The organism is Paenibacillus piscarius, from assembly GCF_022234545.1.
In the GTDB taxonomy this organism is placed as follows: domain Bacteria; phylum Bacillota; class Bacilli; order Paenibacillales; family Paenibacillaceae; genus Paenibacillus_AQ; species Paenibacillus_AQ piscarius.
On sequence record NZ_JAIEUI010000018.1, the window covers coordinates 1 to 19,930 of the forward strand.

At 47.4% G+C, this 19,930-nt stretch carries 25 protein-coding genes; 9 read left to right on the forward strand and 16 right to left on the reverse strand.

Features of this window, described 5'->3' with window-relative positions; all coding sequences use genetic code 11:
* Positions 1-354: 354 nt before the first annotated feature.
* The 8 genes from K1558_RS23650 to K1558_RS23685 all read right to left on the reverse strand — a co-directional run bounded on the left by K1558_RS23650 (position 355) and on the right by K1558_RS23685 (position 8,052).
* On the reverse strand, positions 355-1,845 hold the full coding sequence (locus tag K1558_RS23650) for an aldehyde dehydrogenase family protein (RefSeq protein WP_238654314.1): 1,491 nt from the start codon (positions 1,843-1,845) through the stop codon (positions 355-357).
* Positions 1,846-1,863: 18 nt separating this feature from the next.
* Entirely contained in the window at positions 1,864-2,961 is a 1,098-nt protein-coding gene (locus tag K1558_RS23655) for a 5-methyltetrahydropteroyltriglutamate--homocysteine S-methyltransferase (RefSeq protein ID WP_238654316.1), read from the reverse strand.
* Between the two features lie 103 nt (positions 2,962-3,064).
* Positions 3,065-3,601, reverse strand: a complete 537-nt coding sequence (locus K1558_RS23660; RefSeq protein WP_338019727.1) for a Type 1 glutamine amidotransferase-like domain-containing protein — start codon at positions 3,599-3,601, stop codon at positions 3,065-3,067.
* A gap of 134 nt (positions 3,602-3,735) precedes the next feature.
* Complete coding sequence (locus K1558_RS23665) at positions 3,736-4,596, reverse strand: DUF2785 domain-containing protein (protein ID WP_238654320.1); 861 nt, start codon at positions 4,594-4,596, stop codon at positions 3,736-3,738.
* Between the two features lie 74 nt (positions 4,597-4,670).
* The gene (locus K1558_RS23670) at positions 4,671-5,591 is read right to left on the reverse strand and encodes a helix-turn-helix transcriptional regulator (RefSeq protein ID WP_238654322.1); all 921 of its coding nucleotides are present in this window, start codon (positions 5,589-5,591) and stop codon (positions 4,671-4,673) included.
* Between the two features lie 14 nt (positions 5,592-5,605).
* Positions 5,606-6,562, reverse strand: a complete 957-nt coding sequence (locus K1558_RS23675; RefSeq protein WP_238654324.1) for an alpha/beta fold hydrolase — start codon at positions 6,560-6,562, stop codon at positions 5,606-5,608.
* 99 nt (positions 6,563-6,661) lie between these two features.
* Complete coding sequence (locus K1558_RS23680) at positions 6,662-7,438, reverse strand: TetR/AcrR family transcriptional regulator (RefSeq protein ID WP_238654326.1); 777 nt, start codon at positions 7,436-7,438, stop codon at positions 6,662-6,664.
* A gap of 98 nt (positions 7,439-7,536) precedes the next feature.
* Positions 7,537-8,052, reverse strand: coding sequence for an endonuclease V (locus K1558_RS23685; RefSeq protein ID WP_238654328.1), 516 nt, complete (start codon positions 8,050-8,052; stop codon positions 7,537-7,539).
* Positions 8,053-8,330: 278 nt separating this feature from the next.
* Here K1558_RS23685 and K1558_RS23690 point away from each other — a divergent pair, with 278 nt between their 5' ends.
* Positions 8,331-8,549: a hypothetical protein gene (locus K1558_RS23690; protein ID WP_238654330.1), complete on the forward strand. Its 219-nt coding sequence runs from the start codon at positions 8,331-8,333 to the stop codon at positions 8,547-8,549.
* A gap of 341 nt (positions 8,550-8,890) precedes the next feature.
* Here the strand turns inward: K1558_RS23690 and K1558_RS23695 are convergent, their stop codons facing one another.
* Positions 8,891-10,555 carry an RNA-binding domain-containing protein gene (locus K1558_RS23695; RefSeq protein WP_238654332.1) on the reverse strand — a complete coding sequence of 555 codons (1,665 nt, stop codon included), beginning with the start codon at positions 10,553-10,555 and terminating at the stop codon, positions 8,891-8,893.
* A gap of 259 nt (positions 10,556-10,814) precedes the next feature.
* Positions 10,815-11,909 carry a major royal jelly family protein gene (locus K1558_RS23700; protein ID WP_238654334.1) on the reverse strand — a complete coding sequence of 365 codons (1,095 nt, stop codon included), beginning with the start codon at positions 11,907-11,909 and terminating at the stop codon, positions 10,815-10,817.
* A 131-nt stretch (positions 11,910-12,040) separates the two neighbouring features.
* Between K1558_RS23700 and K1558_RS23705 the strand changes: the two genes are divergently transcribed.
* The 5 genes from K1558_RS23705 to K1558_RS23725 are packed head-to-tail and all read left to right on the forward strand — an operon-like array spanning position 12,041 to position 14,355.
* Positions 12,041-12,283 (forward strand): spore gernimation protein GerQ, encoded by a 243-nt coding sequence (locus K1558_RS23705; protein WP_211721642.1) that lies wholly within the window; start codon positions 12,041-12,043, stop codon positions 12,281-12,283.
* Positions 12,284-12,295: 12 nt separating this feature from the next.
* Positions 12,296-12,682, forward strand: coding sequence for a spore coat protein (locus K1558_RS23710; RefSeq protein WP_238654336.1), 387 nt, complete (start codon positions 12,296-12,298; stop codon positions 12,680-12,682).
* A complete protein-coding gene (locus K1558_RS23715) occupies positions 12,679-13,815 on the forward strand; it encodes a zinc-dependent alcohol dehydrogenase (protein ID WP_238654338.1) in 1,137 nt (378 codons plus the stop codon). Before K1558_RS23710 ends, K1558_RS23715 begins: the two co-directional genes overlap by 4 nt.
* A 31-nt stretch (positions 13,816-13,846) precedes the next feature.
* Positions 13,847-14,047 carry a hypothetical protein gene (locus tag K1558_RS23720; RefSeq protein WP_238654340.1) on the forward strand — a complete coding sequence of 67 codons (201 nt, stop codon included), beginning with the start codon at positions 13,847-13,849 and terminating at the stop codon, positions 14,045-14,047.
* 11 nt (positions 14,048-14,058) lie between these two features.
* Complete coding sequence (locus tag K1558_RS23725; RefSeq protein ID WP_238654342.1) at positions 14,059-14,355, forward strand: spore coat protein; 297 nt, start codon at positions 14,059-14,061, stop codon at positions 14,353-14,355.
* 70 nt (positions 14,356-14,425) lie between these two features.
* On the opposite strand, the gene K1558_RS23730 is transcribed toward K1558_RS23725, so the two are convergent.
* From K1558_RS23730 to K1558_RS23750, 5 genes are all read right to left on the reverse strand, one after another.
* The gene (locus tag K1558_RS23730) at positions 14,426-15,193 is read right to left on the reverse strand and encodes an ABC transporter permease (RefSeq protein WP_238654344.1); all 768 of its coding nucleotides are present in this window, start codon (positions 15,191-15,193) and stop codon (positions 14,426-14,428) included.
* Complete coding sequence (locus tag K1558_RS23735) at positions 15,194-15,964, reverse strand: ABC transporter ATP-binding protein (RefSeq protein ID WP_420800466.1); 771 nt, start codon at positions 15,962-15,964, stop codon at positions 15,194-15,196.
* Positions 15,965-16,043: 79 nt separating this feature from the next.
* Positions 16,044-16,709: a TetR/AcrR family transcriptional regulator gene (locus K1558_RS23740; protein ID WP_238654346.1), complete on the reverse strand. Its 666-nt coding sequence runs from the start codon at positions 16,707-16,709 to the stop codon at positions 16,044-16,046.
* A 106-nt stretch (positions 16,710-16,815) separates the two neighbouring features.
* The gene (gene csaA / locus K1558_RS23745) at positions 16,816-17,148 is read right to left on the reverse strand and encodes a chaperone CsaA (protein ID WP_238654349.1); all 333 of its coding nucleotides are present in this window, start codon (positions 17,146-17,148) and stop codon (positions 16,816-16,818) included.
* Positions 17,149-17,237: 89 nt separating this feature from the next.
* Positions 17,238-17,726, reverse strand: a complete 489-nt coding sequence (locus K1558_RS23750) for an NUDIX hydrolase (protein ID WP_238654351.1) — start codon at positions 17,724-17,726, stop codon at positions 17,238-17,240.
* An 85-nt stretch (positions 17,727-17,811) separates the two neighbouring features.
* Between K1558_RS23750 and K1558_RS23755 the strand changes: the two genes are divergently transcribed.
* Both K1558_RS23755 and K1558_RS23760 read left to right on the forward strand, forming a co-directional pair.
* Positions 17,812-18,411 carry a carbon-nitrogen hydrolase family protein gene (locus tag K1558_RS23755; protein WP_238654353.1) on the forward strand — a complete coding sequence of 200 codons (600 nt, stop codon included), beginning with the start codon at positions 17,812-17,814 and terminating at the stop codon, positions 18,409-18,411.
* Between the two features lie 12 nt (positions 18,412-18,423).
* Positions 18,424-18,744: a hypothetical protein gene (locus K1558_RS23760; RefSeq protein ID WP_238654355.1), complete on the forward strand. Its 321-nt coding sequence runs from the start codon at positions 18,424-18,426 to the stop codon at positions 18,742-18,744.
* A 43-nt stretch (positions 18,745-18,787) separates the two neighbouring features.
* On the opposite strand, the gene K1558_RS23765 is transcribed toward K1558_RS23760, so the two are convergent.
* Entirely contained in the window at positions 18,788-19,150 is a 363-nt protein-coding gene (locus K1558_RS23765; RefSeq protein WP_238654357.1) for a MerR family transcriptional regulator, read from the reverse strand.
* A gap of 138 nt (positions 19,151-19,288) precedes the next feature.
* Here K1558_RS23765 and K1558_RS23770 point away from each other — a divergent pair, with 138 nt between their 5' ends.
* Positions 19,289-19,927, forward strand: a complete 639-nt coding sequence (locus K1558_RS23770; protein ID WP_238654358.1) for a nitroreductase family protein — start codon at positions 19,289-19,291, stop codon at positions 19,925-19,927.
* Positions 19,928-19,930: the final 3 nt, after the last annotated feature.

The window sequence follows — 19,930 nt, forward strand, 5'->3', positions numbered from 1 at the left end:
AAGAGCAAGGTTACGGCAAGTACCGATTGTATACGGAGGACTCCGGGATAAGGGGGTCGCACCGATGCCTTATCTCACCGGCCACTTGTATAGAGAATTGTTGCATTATTTGCAGGATTCCTCCATACCTATTACTGTCTGAAGTACATTGTTGCATTATTTGCATAAATTTCGGTGGTTAGAGCAAGTTTTCGCTGGATTTGTTGCATTTCGTGCAGGATTTCAGCATAAACCACTTATATTGGGCAGCATTGTTGCACTTTCTGCAGGATTTTATCCACATCAGATGGAAACTATAATTTCCTAAACAATAAAAAACCGTCAAGGGAACAACCCCTGACGGTTTTTCTAATTTCACTCCGGAATATAAGGAAGATCCAGCGTCGCCGGAACATTGATCACATGCGTTTCTGTATACGTACGGATGCCCTCCGCGCCGTATTCACGGCCGATCCCGGACTGCTTGAAGCCGCCGAACGGGAAGCGGACATCAAGCCCCTGTACAGCAGCAGTGTTGATCATGGTTGTTCCTGCTTCGAGCTGGCGTGCGACGGAGATGGCATCCTCTTCCCGCCCCCAGACCGAGCTGGTCAATCCATAGATGCTCTCATTGTGCAGACGAATCACCTGCTCTACATCGTCGAATGGCAGAATCGGAACCGTAGGACCGAACTGCTCCTCCACCACAATCGGATCATGATAATCACAATTCAGAACAAGCGTCGGCTGCAGGTAGTATCCTTGGTCAAACCGCTGCTCATCGAGAATCTGGCCGAGTGGAATGACCTTAGCCCCGCGCTTGCGTGCATCCTCAATCAGACTCTGCACGTAATTCTTCTGCTTCAGGTTATTCACCGGACCTACTGTCGTATTGGCATCAAAAGGATCACCAATGCGAATCCAGCGGTTGGCCGCCTCGATATATTTTTCAACAAAAGCATCATAAATAGAACGGTGTACATATACACGCTTGGCGATCATACAGATCTGGCCCGTGGTCAGGAAGTTGGAAATGACAATCCGGCGCATGGCCCGCTCATCCTGAACATCGAAGCTATCCAGGAAGATCGCCGCATCATTGCCGCCGAGCTCCAGTGTCATATCCTTGACCGTATCCGCAGCCGCTTTGATAATATGCTTGGCCGTAGCGGTTCCGCCTGTAAAAGCGATTTTGGCAACAAGCGGATTACTGGTCAGCTCAACGCCCACATCGGCATCCCCATGAACGACATTGATGACACCCGCCGGGAACTCACCTGCGATCAGCTTTGCCACCTTCGCTGCTGCCAGCGGCGCAAATGGACTCGGTTTGAGCACGATCGTATTGCCCGCAAGCAAGGCAGGCGCGATTTTAATCGTAGACAGAGCAATTGGATAGTTCCATGGACTGATCGCTGCCACCACACCCATTGGATCGTAGGACAGGATAGTTTTACCGTAGTCATGCTCCTGCACCTCTTCCTGTAAGACCGATGCAGCTTCATTACAAGCGTACTCCATCCACATTAACGAGACATAAATCTCACCATGGGCATCATACAGGGGCTTGCCATGCTCTCTGGACAGCAGATGGACAATTTCGTTCTCAGCGGCTCTAATCTTCTCAATCGCTTTGCGCATCCGAAGGATACGTTCGTCAATCGGGGTCTTCTTCCATAGTTTAAAAGCCTCCGCCGCCGATTCAATCGCTTCCACCGCTTGCTCCTTCGTAGTGACCGGGAAATAGCCTACGATTTCAGCCGGACTCGCCGGATTCTCTTTGGGTGACTGCGAAAGGGATGGTACATGATGGCCATTAATAAATGCCTCCACGATAACGGTCTCTTGGTCTGCTTGAATTGTCATGATTTATCCCCTCCTCGATCAGATGGATTCCTTCCACACTTCGTCCGCAATCTCCTTCACATAACGAAGCTTACGCCATTGCTGTTCTTCCGTAAGGATATTACCTTCCTCTGTGGAGGAGAAGCCGCATTGCGGGCTCAAGCAGAGCTGCTCAAGGGGCACATAGGTTGCCGCTTCGGCAATCCGGGCTTTAATCTGTTCTTTATCTTCCAATTCTCCTGTTTTGGATGTAAGTAAGCCAAGCACGATTTTCAAATCCGGCCGGTTCACATATTTCAAGGGCTCGAAGCTGCCTGAACGCTCATCGTCAAATTCCAGGAATAAGCCGTCCACATCCAAGCCGCCAAAAATGACCTCAGAAGCGTAATCATAACCGCCGGTTGAGAAATAGTTAGATTTATAGTTCCCCCGGCAAATGTGCATCGTTACCACTAGGTCTGCCGGTTTATGGGCCAAGGTTTCGTTAATCATGCGCTGCATCGTTTTCAGCTCTTCCGCCGGTTCCATACCTTTCGCGCGCAGCTTATCATGCCCCGCTTCGGAGAACAGGTCTGCCCAAGCTGTATCATCGAGTTGGAGGTACCGGCATCCGGCATTGTAGAACGCTTGAATGGCTTTTTGATAGGCCGCAATCGTATCTTGCAGGAACTGTTCCCGGTCGTTATAACTATTAGCACCCGGCTCCAGCCGGTAGATCAGCATATTGGGACTTGGGATGGTCTGCTTCGCTACAGCGTCACCTGCGTGCTTCTTCACAAATTCAAAATGCTCCACAAAGGGGTGGCTGGAGAAATCCACCTTACCCGTCACACGGATGCCGCCCTTGCGGGTCTGCATATTATGGAACTTGGGCCCGTCAATCTCCTCATACAGTTCAACGCCGTCCAGGCCGCCCAGAAAGTCAAAATGCCACCAGCTTCTGCGGAATTCACCATCCGTTACAGCAAGCACGCCGTTCTCCTTTTGCTTCTCAATGACCCGGATAATCTCCTGATCTTCCACCGCTCTTAATGCATCATATGTGATGGTGCCTGCTCTATATTGTTCACGGGCCTGGCTTAGGTTTGCCGGACGCAGGAAGCTGCCTACATGATCATTCCGAAAAGGTATCGTCATCGCTATTTCTCCTTACAATTCTATAGTGTACTGAGTATAGCATGATCGCAAGGAATGCAGGTTATATGTAAAAGGCATGGTTAGTCATAGCTTTTAGTGATAGCTAAGGCATGAGCGTCTCAACCCGTTTCTGAATCTTGGAGCGCGAGATTAAATAGACAGGACCTAATGTTTCTATGATGCCGCCCTTAACACGTATAGCGCTCTCTTGTTCTGCTGCATACACATCCATCTGCTCGGACAAGGGGAACAGGTAACCCTGAACAAACGAAGCATAGTCACGTTTCGAATGAGATTCATAGGCAAAAGGATCAAAGCCCAGACCCTCATATACAGAGTCTATTTCAACGTGATGGCCTACTTCTTGTGAAGTAACCCACTTAGCAGACATGTTCAATGACCCGGCACTAGCCCCCAGGATAACGGCTTTGCTATTCTTAATGACATCTGCCAATTCATATTCCGCCATCAGGTCGCTCTGCTGAACAGGATCTCCGCCACACATGAACAGGACAGAAGCGTTCTGAATGAGCCGCTGCGCCTCCTCCTTTTGCATCCGGTAGTCAATGAAGTGACATTCATCAAAAAGAAAGTTAGCCTGATTCAGCCATGTCCATTCTGTGACCTCCTCAAAGTTCATCCGCTCTCCTTCATAGTCAGACGGTTGAGCGCTAATCATCACAAGCGATTGCCTGTCCTGTATATCCTCCTGCAGCCACCCGACCAGTCTGTCCGGTAGGCAATGATTAAACCAGCTGAGGTAGTAGTGAGTGTTCAACAGTTATAACCTCCAGTATTAAAGCTGTTTAATCTAGCTTCAGCCGTCATCATAGCGCTGATAAGAATAAGATTATTCCCTTCATTGCCGGCCTTTGTTCTAAAATACAGGCAGCGTACGAAATTTTTCCCGTTCACTCTGGCGACTCTCTGCGCGCGCGTATCCGGCCATTCCGTACACTGTGACAAGCTGATTAGCCAGTCGGCAATTTCCTGCTGCGGGAGCAGTGATTCGCTAATCATCGTGGCCACAATGCTGGCCATACGCTCATCTTCCTCCTCGCCGAAAATCTGGACACCGTTATGCAGCATCCCTGTCACTGCCTTAAGCACTTCACGCTGCACCGCAAGATCGCTCCCGGGACAGCGGACCAGCTCCTCCAGGGCATCTGCCCCGTGGGCCGCAGCATGAGCCCAGCCCTCGCCTGTCAGGTAACCGCGCAGGTCCTTCTCCTCCCGGTAATAGTGGAGCAGCGCCTGCTTCAGATGCTGGAACTCATCCGGGTTCAAGAAAGGATGGGTCCTGTGCCGCTGCAGAATAAGAGCGATCGGCAGAACCGCAAACGCTCTGGTGAGTACGCTAAGGTCCCCGTCCGCTCCAATCCGGTAGAACAGATGCTGATCATCCGTCAGGATAGTTACAAGCTGCCGCATGTCCTCATCTGAGAACCGGTTATCGCGCTTCAGCCATATGTAAAAGGTTGCATAGATCTGCTCACGAAGCTCCGGCTCCGGGTCGCCAATATGCCGCAGCATCAGCCCGGTGAAATCCTGCATACGTTCCCCTTCACGCAGAAGGTAGGCTTCTTCCTCCAACCGCTTGAGCTTCTGTATCAGTTCTGTTCGCGTATCTTTCATCTAGTCATTTCACTCCTAACCAAGTTATAGCGGCGTTACCCCCACTATAAAACACAATGACTGACACCAGGGCGTCAGTCATTGTAGGATAGAAGCATATTGCGCATATATTGCTGCAGCTCCAGGCGTAATTCACGAGGCTCCAGCAGCTCGCACTCCTTGCCGAAGCCTAGAATGAATTTCAGCAGGCCCTCCTCATACGGAAACAGATCGGAAACGAGATAGAAGCCATCTTCCCCCCGGCTAATCTTCTCTTGGTGGAAATATTCCGTAAGCTGAGCGCCAATCCGCGGAGTAAATCTTAACACAACCGGTATTTCCCGCTGCGAATAGCTGTGGTCAATGGCCTCGGCGATAAGGTCATCCGGCAGCTCTCTTTTTACATAAGAAGGCCCCTGCCTCAATTGCTTGATCCGCACCAGCTTGAATCTGCGGTAGCCGTTCCTGACCCGGCAGAAGCCGATCACATACCAGTGGCCGTGGCGATAATCAATCCAGCTTGGCTCTACCATCCGCTCCAGATATTCCATATCCCGGTTAATATAATCGAACACCAGCAGTCTGCTCTCTGTAATCGCCTGGCTGATGATCCCCATGTACTCCTTCACTTCCTCATCCATGCTGAAATGGGATAAGTCCAGTGTCAGCTTGTCCTGATCCGGCTCCCGCTTATACGTATGTTCAACCTTTAACAGGATGTCATTAAAAGCCTCATTCTTGCCAAACCAGCCGCGCAAATTCTTCATCACAGCTACAAATGTATGAGCCTCATCCCGGTTTAGAAAAAGGCTGCTTAAGTTATAGCTGTCCATAATATAATACCCTCCGCCCTTGCCGCTGGACGCTGCGACCGGTATGCCGGCTTCGCTGATTTTCTCAATATCCCGGTAGATGGTCCGCAAGGATACCTCGAAATGCTCGGCAAGCTCCTTGCCCGTCACCGTGCCTTTCCCGGAGATGATCAGCAGCATGGAGAGTAATCGGTCAACTCGCATGATTGTATGTGACGCTAGGGAACGTCTTCTCCTTCTTTGGATGTTTTCATGAGTGTATCTACGGCCTTGATTACCTCTTCCGGCTGATGATGCGGAATCATATGCGCCGCTGCGGGCAGCACCTTAAGCTCAGCATGAGGTAATATTCGGTTAAGCTTAAAGCTATGCTCCTTCGTCGGGAACGGATCCCGTTCACCAACCAGTATAACCGTCGGGAGCTGCAAAAGGGAGTACCGATGCTCCATATATTCTGCCCCCGGGACAAATTGCAGCACATCCTCCCGGTTCGCTCTGAATTGCGCCGGTCTCAGCCATAAGGCGTACACCTCTTCTTCATAATTCTCCGGAACGGGCTCCGGCCCAAAAGTGGCCTTCATTATGCTCCTTACCATGATTTTGCCCACTAGGGGGAACAAAATGTTCATTACCAGATGACCGACAACAGGCATCATCACCAACCTTGAGAGGGGATCTCCCTTTTCTGCCGGATATCCTTCCTTATACATCCCCCCCGCCACCGTGACCACCCCTGCCACTTGACCGGGATATAAGGACGCATACGTCAGCACCAAGAGCGCACTCCAGGAATGTCCGACCAGGACCGGCTTCTCTACACCTATTTCCTTAAAGGCCATATGGAGCCATTGTGCCTGATCTATAAGGGTAAATTGAGCTTTCCCCTTCTGCGGGCGCTGGCTATAACCGTATCCGGGGCGATCCAAAGCCAGCGTGCGGTATCCGTTGGATGCCCCAAGCTTCATTACCTTGCAAAAGTCGTTGCCGCGAAGAACACCCCCATGCAAGAAAACAATCGGCCTCCCTTCGCCCTCTTCCAGGTAATGCACTGGAAGTCCATTGACCGTGACAAACTTTCCCGCCGGGGGGAACCGGCTCTCCCTTTTCTTGTAGCTATAGCGGTTGTATAGATATACAACAACTAGCAGTACCAATGCAATAATAACGATCAGCACAACAATCAGCCTCCTACTAATTGTGATGTTAGCGAACTCATGAGTACGTATCGGCTATAACATAGGGCTTCAATCTTCTCACAGATGAAGCCCCAATCCTTACGCTATAGTCAAGCTGCTCCAGAGCAATTTTGCGATATCCTGCGCTATTTCCTCTATCTCTCTCTCTTTAGGCTCCATAAGCAAAGGAAGCACAAGGCCGCTAAGAACGGTTTGCACGTATACAGCCAATGAATGCGGCGGCAAATCTTTTCGGATCATCCCCTGCTCTTGGAGACTTTGGAACAAACGGATGACGGTCTTGTTAAATTCCTCAAATAACCGGCTGATCTTCTCCCGGGTCTCAGGTTCGCGGCTCAAGGTATACACATCAAAGAACAATAAGGACCGCCGCGGCAGCAAAATAGACTCCTCCATATGCCCCCGCAGCCATGCGGATAAGGCTTGTACCCTGTCCTCTGACTGGACAATCTCTTGAATCAGCATTGGAAGGGCCACCGCTTGCTGTTTCAGATTCCGCTCACATACAGCCAGGTATAAATCATCTTTGTTGGTGAAATGCCAGTAGACCACGCTCTTCGTCTGCCCCGCTTCAAGGGCGACCTGGTCCAGGGTTGCGCCGGAATATCCATGCATAGCAAACACCCTAATCGCTGCGTCCATCACCCGGGTTCGCGTATCGGAATGCAGCTTCCCCTGTTGCTCCTGCCAGCGGGACAGCAGCTCCTGCAGTTCTTCTTTGCTGCCCAACTGTCTTCGCACAGTTGTCCAATGGACATCTGCTCTTTTGGCGATACTGGAGTAGCTGATCTGATCCAGGGGATACTGGGCAGCAAGCTCCTCAACAGCCCGCATAATTTTGTCATAACTGCTCATGGCGCACCTGTCCCTTTAGCTACAGATATAATAACTACATACCGTTAAGTATGTTTTTATTATATTTACTGCAGGCCTTTATGTCAATTTAGGGTTGGTTAACGCCGGGTTTCCTTCGTATGCTTATCCAGCAATTTCAGCAGATAGGGGAACCGGTATTCTCCGTGCATACTCTGGATGTGCCGGGCAGCGGTGTCTAACTCCATACCAATAGAGGTGATATAGAGAGGCTTAGCGCTTGTGCCCCTGTAAATCTTTTTAACCAACGCCTCATTGTCGTTGTCGTGAAAGGTATTCTTGGCAACACCGATCACTGGGATTCTCCCTGAAAAATTGGTGTACACATAATGTCCGAGCCCCGGCTTCCTCTCCTGGTCTAAGTACACGTATCCGTCAACCACAATGGTGTGTATTTGGCTCATATCCGCAAGCTTCAGCAGCTCCCGTATGCAGGGGAGCTCCCGTTTGTAGAAAGAACCAGGTTCGTATGCCTGAGGGTTGTCTGTATAAGACACGATGATATCCAGCGGTGTAGCGTCTTCCCAGTCTTGAAAGATCACCCCCACCGATTTTGCCTGATTTTCTTCGTAATACACATCGACTGCAATAATCATGAGTAGTAATCACAGCCCTTTCCTTTAAGACTGATCCAATATAGTATAAATAATAGAAAATTATTGAAAACAGTACAAGATGATCGGCAAATTTAGAAAAAGCTTCAGGAGGATGGAAATGAAAGTCATCAAGGAAACTGCAATTACCTGCCAAATTCAAGGAAATTGATCAATATACTAATCAAGGAGGATTTCGCGGGGAAGACGCACGCTATACTATTTTTAAAACGAATGAAAAACAATTGTCTTCAATATTACAGCCAACCAGCGGAAGAAGGTTGATTGAACAATATTCCGGTGATGCTCTTCAGGATGATGAAAGAAATATTAAAGAATATGTGGAGGACACATTGCTGCGTTTAGATGTTCCTGAAGATAAAGCGCCGGATTTTAATGGAGTTTACCAGTGGCAAGAATTTAATTATGAATCTGACCGATTAATTGTCTTATATTTTCCCAATAAGAAAATCTGTTATTTTGTGGAGGATTTAAGATAAAGATATGGGCGAAGCAAAGTGCACCCGATAGGGGTGCACTGGGTCTGCGACAACCCACAGGGGTTCTAAAATCCATCTGCAGGATCAATAATTCAATAATCAAGAGGCGATCGATGCCTGGATAAGTAATTAAATTATCTGAAAAATATCTATAAACTGAAGCATTTATATATTCCGTCTTAAGCTTATTTTTACAACTTAATTTGCTACTTAAGTTGGCACCATTTATTATATCGCCGATTGATCAAACCCGCGTTGAGCAAGGGTATTACTTCTTTTTTTCGTGATTCATATTCGCTTTACAACTTATTTTACAACTTATTTGGTACTTAAAAATCTGCTTAAGTTAGAATCCATTTGGGTCGTTTCGAAGATCCTGCATTCACAATGGATTCATCTTTCTTCGACATCTCAAATAACAAATTGTTGATTTTCTTTCTCTTTTGAGTCTCATCCAGAGTATCCGAGAGCTTATCCATTAACAAATTATCGATTTCTTGCCTACTAGCCGATTTGTATTGTTCGAGAAATTTGATAATTAAGCTTTTATAAAACTCTTTATCAAATGCTCGATTCTTGATGTACGCGGACTTATTACCTGTTAGAGCAGCAATCTGAGCAGCAACGTACAATGTAGGATATTTTCCTTCAATTAGTCTTTGTGATCTCAATTTCTTAGCTTCTTCAGGCTTTATTCTTTCCCTTTTCTGAACCTTATCAAGCAACATTACTGTAATTAGATCCAACTCAGTGTAATTTATCAACATTCGAGTATAATTCTCATCTAATATTTTACCGATAATGCGTACATACACTTTGCTAGGATCGCTTAAGTCGTAGTCAGGCATCGGAAAATAACGATTTTTTTGGGTAACAAACATTCGTTTTATCCCTGACCCAATCGTATCAATCATGTTTAAATTAACCATTGCATCAGCAAGAAAGCGATTGCGATAATACTCAGGCGGAGAGTCATTTTCTATAACTGCTTCTATGCTATGAGGAATAAAGCTTCCTAAGTTTGTAAATATAAGTTCATCAGTTTTTTCAACGATATTTATTCTACCTTGTTTTTCATAATCCTGATGGGCTATGCAGTTATGAAGGGCTTCCCTAATCACATAAGCATCATATTGATTTACTTCAATTGGAAATAGGCTATTATCAGGCATATATCGATATTTCAGATTACGGACTTTAGCAAACAGTAATTCTGTGTTAAGAATAAAGGGAGGACCAAAGTGTTCGTAATCTTGTTCAATGTTGTCTTTATCTTTCAGTACCCAGGTCATCTTTACTACAGAAGGCTGGATTAAGTGTTCCGACTCAGGTTTTCCTAAAAGGATTATAGCAGCATTGGTTATTTTACCTTGTATAGTAACCCTGGCTTTATTCAAAAAGGTGAGATCATCCCAAGCATCTACTTCCTCAGCAAGCCGAGAATATTTCTTTTTATACTCCACTCTTGCTTTTTGTATTGCTTCTGTATCAAGGTCAGTGACCGTCGCATGTTGGCAAATCTCAGCAGACCAATCTTTCCCAACGCCTTGATTCCGAATTTGTTCAATCTCCTGCAGGTTTAATGCGACAAGAGAACTTCCATTGCGACCATAATAATGTCCATCCCATGCTGTTGGAATACCCATAGGGGCAGCAGGAATTTGAAACATTATAACCCTTCCACTCTCTAACAAAACTTCATGTATCTCAATAAATGTCAGACCACCAGATGTTTTTATAGCTACCTCATGCTTTAGATTATCTAACTCTGCTTGATCATTCCTATAATTCGTGCCAACGATTCTCCGATCATCATCCTTAACCCCAAAGATTAACCATCCATAGAGCCTACCCTTGAGATTTGATTCATTGCTGATAGCAGAAAAATATTTACCAAGTTTACTGAAATCATAACCCGTTTTGGCTTCCTTAAATTCTAGCCACTCTGTTTCAGAAGGTAAACTACGAAGCTCTTCGAGCAGTTGTGCTAGTTCACGTCTTTCCATTTAATACCCTCCTCTCCTTACTAGTATCTTCCAAGAAACTTTTATTATTCAGTGATTACTACTAGCTATATTCTATATCGTAGTCAAGATCATCGCCAGTATTATGTAAGTTTCAACGGTGCATCGTGCAGTCTACAATGGCAACTGCTCAACTTCGCTAACCGTTATCGCTCCAAGCACTCTCGTTGATCCCAATCCAAAATAAAGAGCAGCCCCTAACAGCCTTTCCACGGCTTCAGGGGCTGCTCTCTTTTTTTATTCAAAAGGCAGGAGCAGGCAGCTCAGCTATATTCATCCGCAGCAAGCTATAAGGCTTCTGCCGCAGATCCTTGCCGTAATGAAATCTGGGCTGCCGGTTTAACTGGTTCACGATGAAATATAAGCACTGATCCGGACCGATAGAGAACGTATCCGGCCATAAAATTGTCGGGTCATGTGCGATCGTTTCCATGATTCCGTTCGGCAATATTTTGCGGATACTATTGTTTTCATAGTCTCCCGCGTACACATTTCCTTTGGCGTCGGTGATCATTCCGTCTGAAGCGCCTTTTTCTCCCCAGTACATCACATAAGCCTGTAAATTCATATCCGGTATGGTGAGGTCTCTTAGGGCTTCCGTTGGAATCGAGTATAGATCACGGCTGGAGAGTGGGCAGTAATACAACATCCGGCCGTCCGGGGAGATCGCTACACCATCGGAGGCCAATTGGAAGGGGGAGGTAGATCCGTCCGGGCTGCGGTTGATCAGGATTGTACCTTCAACCTTCGGTAAGAAATAGGGATCGGGTGAAGTGGACATTGCCCCGTTTAACCTTCTCCAGGCCTGACCGGTTTCCAAATCAACGACAATAATCGCTCCGGGTCCCCGGGAAGACGAATCTGTGATATACGCATAACCTGCCCTACCCGCACGGAAATCAAACCGGACATCATTCAGATAAGTCGTCGGCAGTACCACCTCTTTTGTAAATGTAATTACGCTTCTGATGGCATTTGTATTTAAATCTACAGCGACTAACTTCGCTCCTCCGATGATAGGCTCTGAGAAATTAGGAGCTCCCGTATCCAGTACCCACAGCGTTCCCCTTCCATCCGCAACAACACTTTGAACACTGATAAAGGACGTAGTGATGTCTGATTGGCTTACCACATTAGCCTCTAAGCTGGGATAAGGCTGTAATGCACCGTTAACGATCTCAGCCACCGTACATTGAACGTCATCCCCCCATTTTGGAAAGCAAATGAAAATACGCCCGGTTTCAGAAACAGTAACACCAGTAGGCATAGCCCCGTTAAATAAAAAAACTGCTTCAAACTCACCGAAAAAACGTTCACTCGGCAGCTTTACCTGCATGATATCCTCCTTAAAAGTCCGAACTGCTATCACCCATATATATGCCAGAACGTACTGTCCCAGTCTAGAATAGAAATCCAACACGCAGGAAAGTCTAACTCCGATGAAAGAAAGGAAGGGATAACTACTCAATGAATATGCCAACGCTAGCGCCACATGAATCGATGGAACTGCATGAAGCATTAAACTTCAAAACGCTCTGCCTCGCCAAGTCAAAGCTGATGCAAGGCCTGGTCTTTGACCAGGAGCTGAAAGCGTTAATGCAGAAGGACGTCCTATTATCCACGCAACAAATCGCAGAGCTCCAGGCCATCTACGCAAGAGCCCCATTCCAGGCGCCTGTTCCGAATAGCCCGACACCTATCACTCATTAAAGGGGAACGCCGATGAATACCGATTATTTAGACCCGATTAATTCGCTCAACATGCCGGAGATGGCAGATATGACCTTTGCCATGGACTTCCTTATTCGTGCCAAGGAAGGGGTGCGTAATTTGTCCATCGCCCTGACGGAGACGGCTTCTCCCGATGTAAGAGCGCTGCTGCGCAATCACCTGATGCAGGGGATTGCCCTGCACCAAGAAATCACAGAGCTGATGATCCGCAAAAAGTGGTTCCATCCTTATGAGCTCAACGAGCAGTACCAGCTCGACCAGTTATCTGCGAAGAACACGGTAATGATCGGACAAATGAATTTGTTCCCGGAGGATACGTCGCGTAAAGGGATGTTTGACCGGACCCCAGATGAACATATTGGAGGACACTACGCATGAAAGCGGTAACGTATCAAGGGATTAAGAATGTCGTGGTCAAAGAGGTGCCGGACCCCAAAATAGAGAAGCCGGACGATATGATCGTAAAAATCACCAGCTCCGCCATTTGCGGCTCGGACCTTCACCTGATTCACGGGATGATCCCTAATCTTCAGGAGAACTATGTCATCGGCCATGAACCCATGGGGATTGTTGAAGAAGTAGGCCCTGATGTGACCAAGGTTAAGAAAGGCGACAGGGTGATCATCCCTTTTAACATCGCTTGCGGCGAATGCTTCTATTGTAAGAATCATCTGGAGAGCCAATGCGACAATTCTAACGAACATGGCGATATGGGTGCCTATTTCGGCTACTCCGGAACAACCGGCGGATATCCTGGCGGACAAGCCGAGTATTTACGGGTTCCCTATGCCAACTTCACGCACTTCAAGATTCCTGAGGACTGCGAGCATCCTGACGAAAAGCTAAGCTTAATCGCCGATGCCATGACGACCGCGTTCTGGAGTGTAGATAACGCCGGCGTCAAGAATGGAGATACGGTCATCGTACTGGGCTGCGGTCCGGTCGGACTGCTGGCCCAGAAATTCTGCTGGCTGAAGGGAGCCAAGCGGGTGATCGCCGTTGACTATGTGGATTACCGCTTACAGCATGCGAAGCGCACCAACAATGTGGAGATCGTAAACTTTGAACAGGATAAGAATATTGGCAACACACTCAAGGAGATGACCAAAGGCGGGGCCGATGTCGTGATTGATGCGGTCGGAATGGACGGCAAGATGAGCGATCTTGAATTTCTGGCCAGCGGGATGAAGCTGCAAGGCGGCACCATGAGTGCTTTTGTCATTGCATCGCAGGCTGTCCGCAAAGGCGGAACCATTCAAATCACCGGGGTATACGGCGGACGCTATAACGGATTCCCTCTCGGCGACATCATGCAACGCAACGTGAATATCCGCTCGGGACAAGCCCCGGTTATTCACTACATGCCGTATATGTATGAATTGGTCACCTCCGGCAAGGTAGACCCTGGAGACATTGTTACTCACGTTATTCCGCTCAGCGAGGCCAAGCGGGGTTATGAGGTGTTCGATACCAAAACGGATGATTGCATCAAAGTCATCTTAAAGCCTTGAATATGGACAGATACACGGGAGGACAACCTGAATGAATTCTAATTATGCTTTGCATGAGCTGCTTGAGGTCCGTGAAATAGCTGCATTTAAGACGGTGTGCCTAACGAAAGCCCAGACCATGCAGGCTCTGGTAACCGACCCGGAGCTCACGCAAATTCTGCAGCAGGATGCCGCATTATCACAACAGCAGCTTCAGGAACTCCGTGGAGTTCTATCTAAAGTAACGATATAGGAGATAAAACAATGAACCCAATAGTAGAACACATGACCGGTCTGAATACGCTGACCGATGAGGTAATTGCAATGGACCTGTTGATCAACGCTAAGAGCGGCGTCAGAAACTACGCCATGGCTGTGACGGAATGTGCCACCCCCGAGGTCAGGGAAATTCTAATGAAACAACTCGGCGAGGCAATAGATTCTCATGAAAAGATCACAGACTACATGATGCAAAGGGGCCTCTATCACCCCTACCATACCCAAGAGCAGATCCAGCTTGATCTGAACAATATTCAGACCGCTACGAGCATTCCGTCCTGACCCATACTCACCCAAAAAACGCGCTAAACCATTATGGTTCAGGCGCGTTTTTTGATTTTAGCGGACCTCTTTACCCCTGCCTTCTATACGCCCTCATTGCGAAGATATAAGCTACGAGCATAATTCCAAGGCACCAGGCAAGCGCGATCCATATATCATTGCCCACCGGCTGACCCGACAGCAGTGCGCGGATGGCTTCAACGATCGAGGTAACCGGCTGGTTATCGGCAAAAGCGCGGACGACCTTCGGCATCGAATCGGTCGGTACAAAGGCGGAGCTGATAAACGGCAGGAAGATTAGCGGATAGGAGAACGCGCTTGCTCCTTCTACCGATTTGGCGGACAGGCCGGCAATCGCTGCGACCCAGGTTAGTGCAAGTGTGAACAGCACGAGTATACCGGCTACAGCTAGCCACGGCAGAACGCCTGCCGACGAGCGGAAGCCCATAATGAGCGCTACGATAATGATGACGGCAAGAGAGATAACGTTGGAGATCACCGAGGTCAGTACATGCCCCCACAGTACGGTGGAACGTGAAATTGGCATGGTGTGGAACCGCTCAATAATGCCCCGTTGCTTATCCAAGAACAACCGGTACGCTGTATATGCCACTCCGCTTGCAATCGCAATCAGCAGGATACCGGGCAGCAGATAGTTCACATAGTTATCCGTACCGGTGTTGATTGCGCCGCCAAACACATAGACGAACAGCAGCAGCATCGCAATCGGAGTGATGCAGACCGTGACGATGGTATCCATGCTGCGGAGAATATGGCGCATAGAACGTCCTAGCATAACCCCCATATCGCTGAAAAAGTGTTTCTTTACGGTTTCCATTTACATTGCCTCCTTTTTGCTGATGATGGCGAGGAATATTTCTTCTAGTGTCGGCTGTTTCTCAACATACTCCACCTTTGCGGATGGGAACAGCTTCTTGAGCTCCTGGAGCGTGCCGCTGGCGATAATCTTGCCCTCGTGCAGAATAGCAATTTGGTCGGCAAGCTGCTCAGCTTCCTCTAAATATTGCGTGGTCAGGAATACCGTTGTGCCGCCTTCTGCCAGCTCCTCAACAATTTTCCAGACTTCAATACGGGCCTCAGGGTCAAGCCCGGTAGTCGGCTCGTCAAGGAAAATGATCTGCGGTTGCCCCACCAGGCTCAAGGCGATGTCCAGTCTGCGGCGCATACCGCCCGAATACGTAGCTGCCTTCCGGTCTGCTGCATCCGTCAAGCCGAAGCGTTTAAGCATATCATCCGCAACCTGACGCGGATTTGGGAGATGACGCAGCCTGGCAAGCATGATCAGATTCTCCCGGCCGGTCAGAACCTCATCCACCGCAGCGAATTGCCCGGTCAAGCTGATCGACTGCCGCACATGCTCCGGCTTGGAGGTAACATCGAAGCCGTTAACCGTAACACTTCCGCTGTCCGGCTTGAGCAGCGTGGTGAGGATTTTGACAGTCGTTGTCTTGCCTGCTCCGTTCGAGCCCAGAAGGGCGAAGATACTGCCCTGTTCCACCTCGAAATCTACGCCCTTTAGGACATGAAGCTGCTTGTAGGTTTTTTGCAGTCCCTTTACTTGAATGGACTTGGTTTGCATGGTTTTCATTAGGTAACCTCCTGTTTTGTAGTCGTACATACCTACCGTTGGTATGAATAAGGGGAAAAATAAGCTGCCTTGCGGCAGTTTATTTTTCTATCCTGTCTTCCCTGGCTGACAAACGAAGCAGCTCCTCGAATCGTTGAATGATTTGCTCATCGAACAGGTCAAGCCCCAGCCCTTTTAACATTTCATCAAAAAGCTTTAACTTCCGCAGCAATACCTCGGGCGTAGATGGGATGACCGCCGGGTTGAGCCAAATGTTGGAGAGCACCATCAAAGCCTCGCTAAGCTCCTTTGGATAGTCGGTTTGAATCGAGCCGTCCCGCACACCCTCTTCGATAATGGGCTGGATATATACGGGCACGGCTTTTTCGATAATATTCTCGATCTGTGCCGCCAGCAGCTTCGGATTACGCAGAAGGTTGGGTGCTGCTGTTGCCAAGTCATTCTGGGCGGGATTGTCGAGAGAGACACGGGAAATCTTGCGGAGCTTCTCCAGGCCGTTCAGCCTCTGATCGTCCCGGACACCGGACAGCATCTTGTCAACATCTTTGAACAAATGGTCGGTGACCGCCTGCAGGATCTCCTCTTTCGACTTAAAGTGATGGTATATTGCCCCTTTGGTCAGCCCGCCCAGCTCGTTGATGATATCCTGAATGGAGGTCTGCTCATAGCCTTTTTGCATGAACAGGTTATGAGCCACCGTTAGTATTTGGTTGATGGTTTCTTCAGGGTATTTATTTCGTGCCATTCCCTCTCCTCTTTCATACATACGGTTGGTATGTAAAGAATATATCCGATTCCCCTGTTGTTGTCAACCACAACAGAAGGAATAGGCAGGTGCAAATCCAGCGATTTTACGCAATAGGCGTACCATTAGGGAGTTCAGTATCCGGCTTCAGCAGAACAACATCTCCTTTTTCCGGGACTCCGCCCAGGACCAGCACCTCCGATTTGAATCCCGCAATGCGCCGGGGAGGGAAATTGACGATGGCTATAATTTGCTTCCCCACAATCTCATCAGCCTTGTAACGCTTAGTGATTTGGGCACTTGAGGATTTCATCCCGATCTCCGGTCCAAAATCAATCTTAAGCTTGATCGCCGGGATCTTTGCTTCTGCAAACAACTCCGCTTCCGTAATCGTTCCGATACGAATATCCAGTGCTGCGAAATCATCAATCGTTGCCAATGTGTGGCCTCCTCCACTAAAGTCTTTGTTTTACTGTGCAGGGCGGAACGGCTGCAGGAGCCGGATACACCTGAACTGTGAGAAGGGCTTCATACCTCTCTTTGCAGCTTGACACTGCATTCGGACGTTGTTGTGGTGGCGTACTCTATGAAGTTCACAGAGCCGTTAAAGTTCAAATAAGCTTCGTAGCGTAGGCGGATGGCGGGTAGGCTAATGAAATCCAGAACGTTCTCCTTGGCCACCCATCTGCAATCACTGGTTTCATCAGAGGTTGCTAACTCTCCCCCCACAGCTTTGCACACGAAATCAAACATTACCTTCGTAGGAACATCAGTTACACCATCATACCATTTATGAACCGCTGTATTTGAAATGACATTGACTAAATGACTGACAGTGGCGTCTATTCCGCTTTCCTCTTTGATTTCACGTATCACCCCATCGATAAGGTTCTCTCCAATTTCAGTTATCCCTCCAGGATACACCCAGCCATCATCATGAGCTTTTACTAATAGGATATTTCCCTTCCCATCTTCAACAATTCCACCTGCCGACACGATATGCGTGGGAAACGCCATTTTACTACCTCCATTTTGAAGTGATTATGTGTTTCAGAAAATGATATAATTCTTGTATTATGCTGGATACGACTGGAGTGACGAAATGAAAATCCTAATTACGCAACCCCGGTTAGAGCAAACTATCAGTCAACTTGAGCATGAATTACAGAGCAACAACTCTGCGGATATAGTGATATTTCCAGAGGGGTACTTGAATGAAAATGTTGAAGCAGCATGTGCTTTGGCCAAACAATTCAATATCATCCTGATCGGTGGATATCGGAGAATGAACGATAGACCGAAGGATAGAGCCATTATTATCGATCGTTCAGGGACGGTTATACTGGATAGAATAAAGTATAGCCCAACATCCTTTGTCGAAGTTGAAGGACTAACGCTGGGTCACATTCTGTGTGATGAATTAATTGTACAAGGAATTAAGAACGAAAACGAAGTTAATATAGATTTAGTGGTACATCCGATTGGTGTAGGAATGTTTAGTGAAGAACAATTTCAGGAGTGGATCGATCAAGCCCGGAAAATTGCAATCACTTATCAAACGATGATCATTGGTACGAGTCACGCAGACGGCTCCTATGGCGATACTGGCATATCCATACCCATATCCTATTGCTTCGATAAGAATGGAGATGAGATTTTTATCGCTAAAAATGACGTTCGATCCCGGCTATTGAATATTTGAAAGGAAATGAATATGAAAATAATAACTTTATGCGGCTCTACAAAGTTCAAAGAACAATTCGAACAGGCGAATGCATTCCTTACCCTTCAAGGAAATATTGTAATCGGCCTCGCCTTTTTCGAGCAAAGTGAAGGGTTTGAAATCACTGAGCAACAAGCTGAACTGCTTGGCAATCTACATTTTAGAAAAATCGATATTTCTGATGAAATATTCGTGATAGATGTGAATGGTTACATTGGAAGCAGCACAAAAAGAGAGATTGAATACGCCAAAGAAAAAGGAAAAGCCATTCGTTACTACTCTAATGGTGAAATTCCTGCAAATGTATTCTGAACCATAAAATCATGGCGGTTTAAGTGATACAGCTGAAAAGCGACTATGAATGAGATTTACAATCGGTCTGAAACTGCGCTCTGCCTTCTAGCACATCACTCAAAAACTTCTGGGAGGCATTTAACTTAGCTTCTATTTCCTGAATTTCTTTGATTTTCACCCTCACTAATGCTTCCTTCTTCGTATACGAGCTCTCATTGATTAGTACAACTAAATCCTGAATCGTTAAACCCAGAGTGAGCAGCATTCTCACGTCCTTCAAATAGGTAACCACACCTTCATCGTATACACGGTAATTATTCTCATCCCTTGATATGAACTGCTCAGGAATCAACTGTTTGCGTTCATAGAAGCGCAAAGTGGATATGGGTAAACCCGTCAGCCTGGAGACCTCATTCGCTTTCATATTCTCCCCCCTTCTATTTCAATCCTTAATTTATACTTGCTATAAACCAAGGTTCATAGTTCAAAATAAAAATATGATAACCCGGGACAGCGCTGCTGTCAAAATAATGGGTTACCTCAGAAGGAGTGGAGTGTATTTATGCTGGAACATATTCAAAATAACGACTTTGTCAACATTCTGACTGGCCGCCGTTCCATACGGCAGTACGATGAGAACGTCAAAATACCGGAGGAAGAAATGCACGCTATAATTCAGGAGGCAAGCTTGGCGCCTTCTTCTGCGAATATGCAGCCATGGCGGGTAATCGTGGTTCAATCTCATGAAGGGAAAGACAAGCTTCGCCCTCTGGTCCAGTTCAATACCCGGCAAAATGATACCTCTGCGGCGATGCTCATCATTCTGGGAGATACACAGAGCGAATTATACGTAGAGAAAATTTATGATAATGCTGTGGAGCAAGGGAAAATGCCCAAAGACATCCGCGACAAGCAGGTTGCGCAAATTCTGGGCATGTATCCGCAGATCCCTAGAGAATTAAAGGTTGAAATTGCCAAAATTGACGCAAGCTTATTCGCAATGCAGCTGATGCTGGTCGCCCGTGCGCATGGGTATGACACCAATCCGATGGCAGGCTTTGAACGCGATCAGGTTGTAAGCGCCTTTGATTTGGACGACCAGCGGTATGTTCCGGTCATGATCCTATCCATCGGCAAAGCCAAAGATGAGGGCCATGAATCCGTGCGGCTGGGCAGCGGGGAAATTACCTTTTGGCGCTAATGT

Excerpts from the sequence above, each read along its gene's own strand:
- K1558_RS23770 (WP_238654358.1), top strand. The coding sequence starts at position 19,289 with ATGCTGGAACATATTCAAAATAACGACTTTGTCAACATTCTGACTGGC.
- K1558_RS23730 (WP_238654344.1), bottom strand. The coding sequence starts at position 15,193 with ATGGAAACCGTAAAGAAACACTTTTTCAGCGATATGGGGGTTATGCTA.
- K1558_RS23715 (WP_238654338.1), top strand. The coding sequence starts at position 12,679 with ATGAAAGCGGTAACGTATCAAGGGATTAAGAATGTCGTGGTCAAAGAG.
- K1558_RS23705 (WP_211721642.1), top strand. The coding sequence starts at position 12,041 with ATGAATATGCCAACGCTAGCGCCACATGAATCGATGGAACTGCATGAA.
- K1558_RS23725 (WP_238654342.1), top strand. The coding sequence starts at position 14,059 with ATGAACCCAATAGTAGAACACATGACCGGTCTGAATACGCTGACCGAT.
- K1558_RS23740 (WP_238654346.1), bottom strand. The coding sequence starts at position 16,709 with ATGGCACGAAATAAATACCCTGAAGAAACCATCAACCAAATACTAACG.
- K1558_RS23695 (WP_238654332.1), bottom strand. The coding sequence starts at position 10,555 with ATGGAAAGACGTGAACTAGCACAACTGCTCGAAGAGCTTCGTAGTTTA.
- K1558_RS23700 (WP_238654334.1), bottom strand. The coding sequence starts at position 11,909 with ATGCAGGTAAAGCTGCCGAGTGAACGTTTTTTCGGTGAGTTTGAAGCA.
- K1558_RS23685 (WP_238654328.1), bottom strand. The coding sequence starts at position 8,052 with ATGATTATTGCAGTCGATGTGTATTACGAAGAAAATCAGGCAAAATCG.
- K1558_RS23660 (WP_338019727.1), bottom strand. The coding sequence starts at position 3,601 with ATGAACTTTGAGGAGGTCACAGAATGGACATGGCTGAATCAGGCTAAC.
- K1558_RS23755 (WP_238654353.1), top strand. The coding sequence starts at position 17,812 with ATGAAAATCCTAATTACGCAACCCCGGTTAGAGCAAACTATCAGTCAA.
- K1558_RS23765 (WP_238654357.1), bottom strand. The coding sequence starts at position 19,150 with ATGAAAGCGAATGAGGTCTCCAGGCTGACGGGTTTACCCATATCCACT.
- K1558_RS23710 (WP_238654336.1), top strand. The coding sequence starts at position 12,296 with ATGAATACCGATTATTTAGACCCGATTAATTCGCTCAACATGCCGGAG.
- K1558_RS23735 (WP_420800466.1), bottom strand. The coding sequence starts at position 15,964 with ATGAAAACCATGCAAACCAAGTCCATTCAAGTAAAGGGACTGCAAAAA.
- K1558_RS23670 (WP_238654322.1), bottom strand. The coding sequence starts at position 5,591 with ATGCGAGTTGACCGATTACTCTCCATGCTGCTGATCATCTCCGGGAAA.
- K1558_RS23720 (WP_238654340.1), top strand. The coding sequence starts at position 13,847 with ATGAATTCTAATTATGCTTTGCATGAGCTGCTTGAGGTCCGTGAAATA.
- K1558_RS23680 (WP_238654326.1), bottom strand. The coding sequence starts at position 7,438 with ATGAGCAGTTATGACAAAATTATGCGGGCTGTTGAGGAGCTTGCTGCC.
- K1558_RS23650 (WP_238654314.1), bottom strand. The coding sequence starts at position 1,845 with ATGACAATTCAAGCAGACCAAGAGACCGTTATCGTGGAGGCATTTATT.
- K1558_RS23750 (WP_238654351.1), bottom strand. The coding sequence starts at position 17,726 with ATGGCGTTTCCCACGCATATCGTGTCGGCAGGTGGAATTGTTGAAGAT.
- K1558_RS23760 (WP_238654355.1), top strand. The coding sequence starts at position 18,424 with ATGAAAATAATAACTTTATGCGGCTCTACAAAGTTCAAAGAACAATTC.
- K1558_RS23665 (WP_238654320.1), bottom strand. The coding sequence starts at position 4,596 with ATGAAAGATACGCGAACAGAACTGATACAGAAGCTCAAGCGGTTGGAG.
- K1558_RS23655 (WP_238654316.1), bottom strand. The coding sequence starts at position 2,961 with ATGACGATACCTTTTCGGAATGATCATGTAGGCAGCTTCCTGCGTCCG.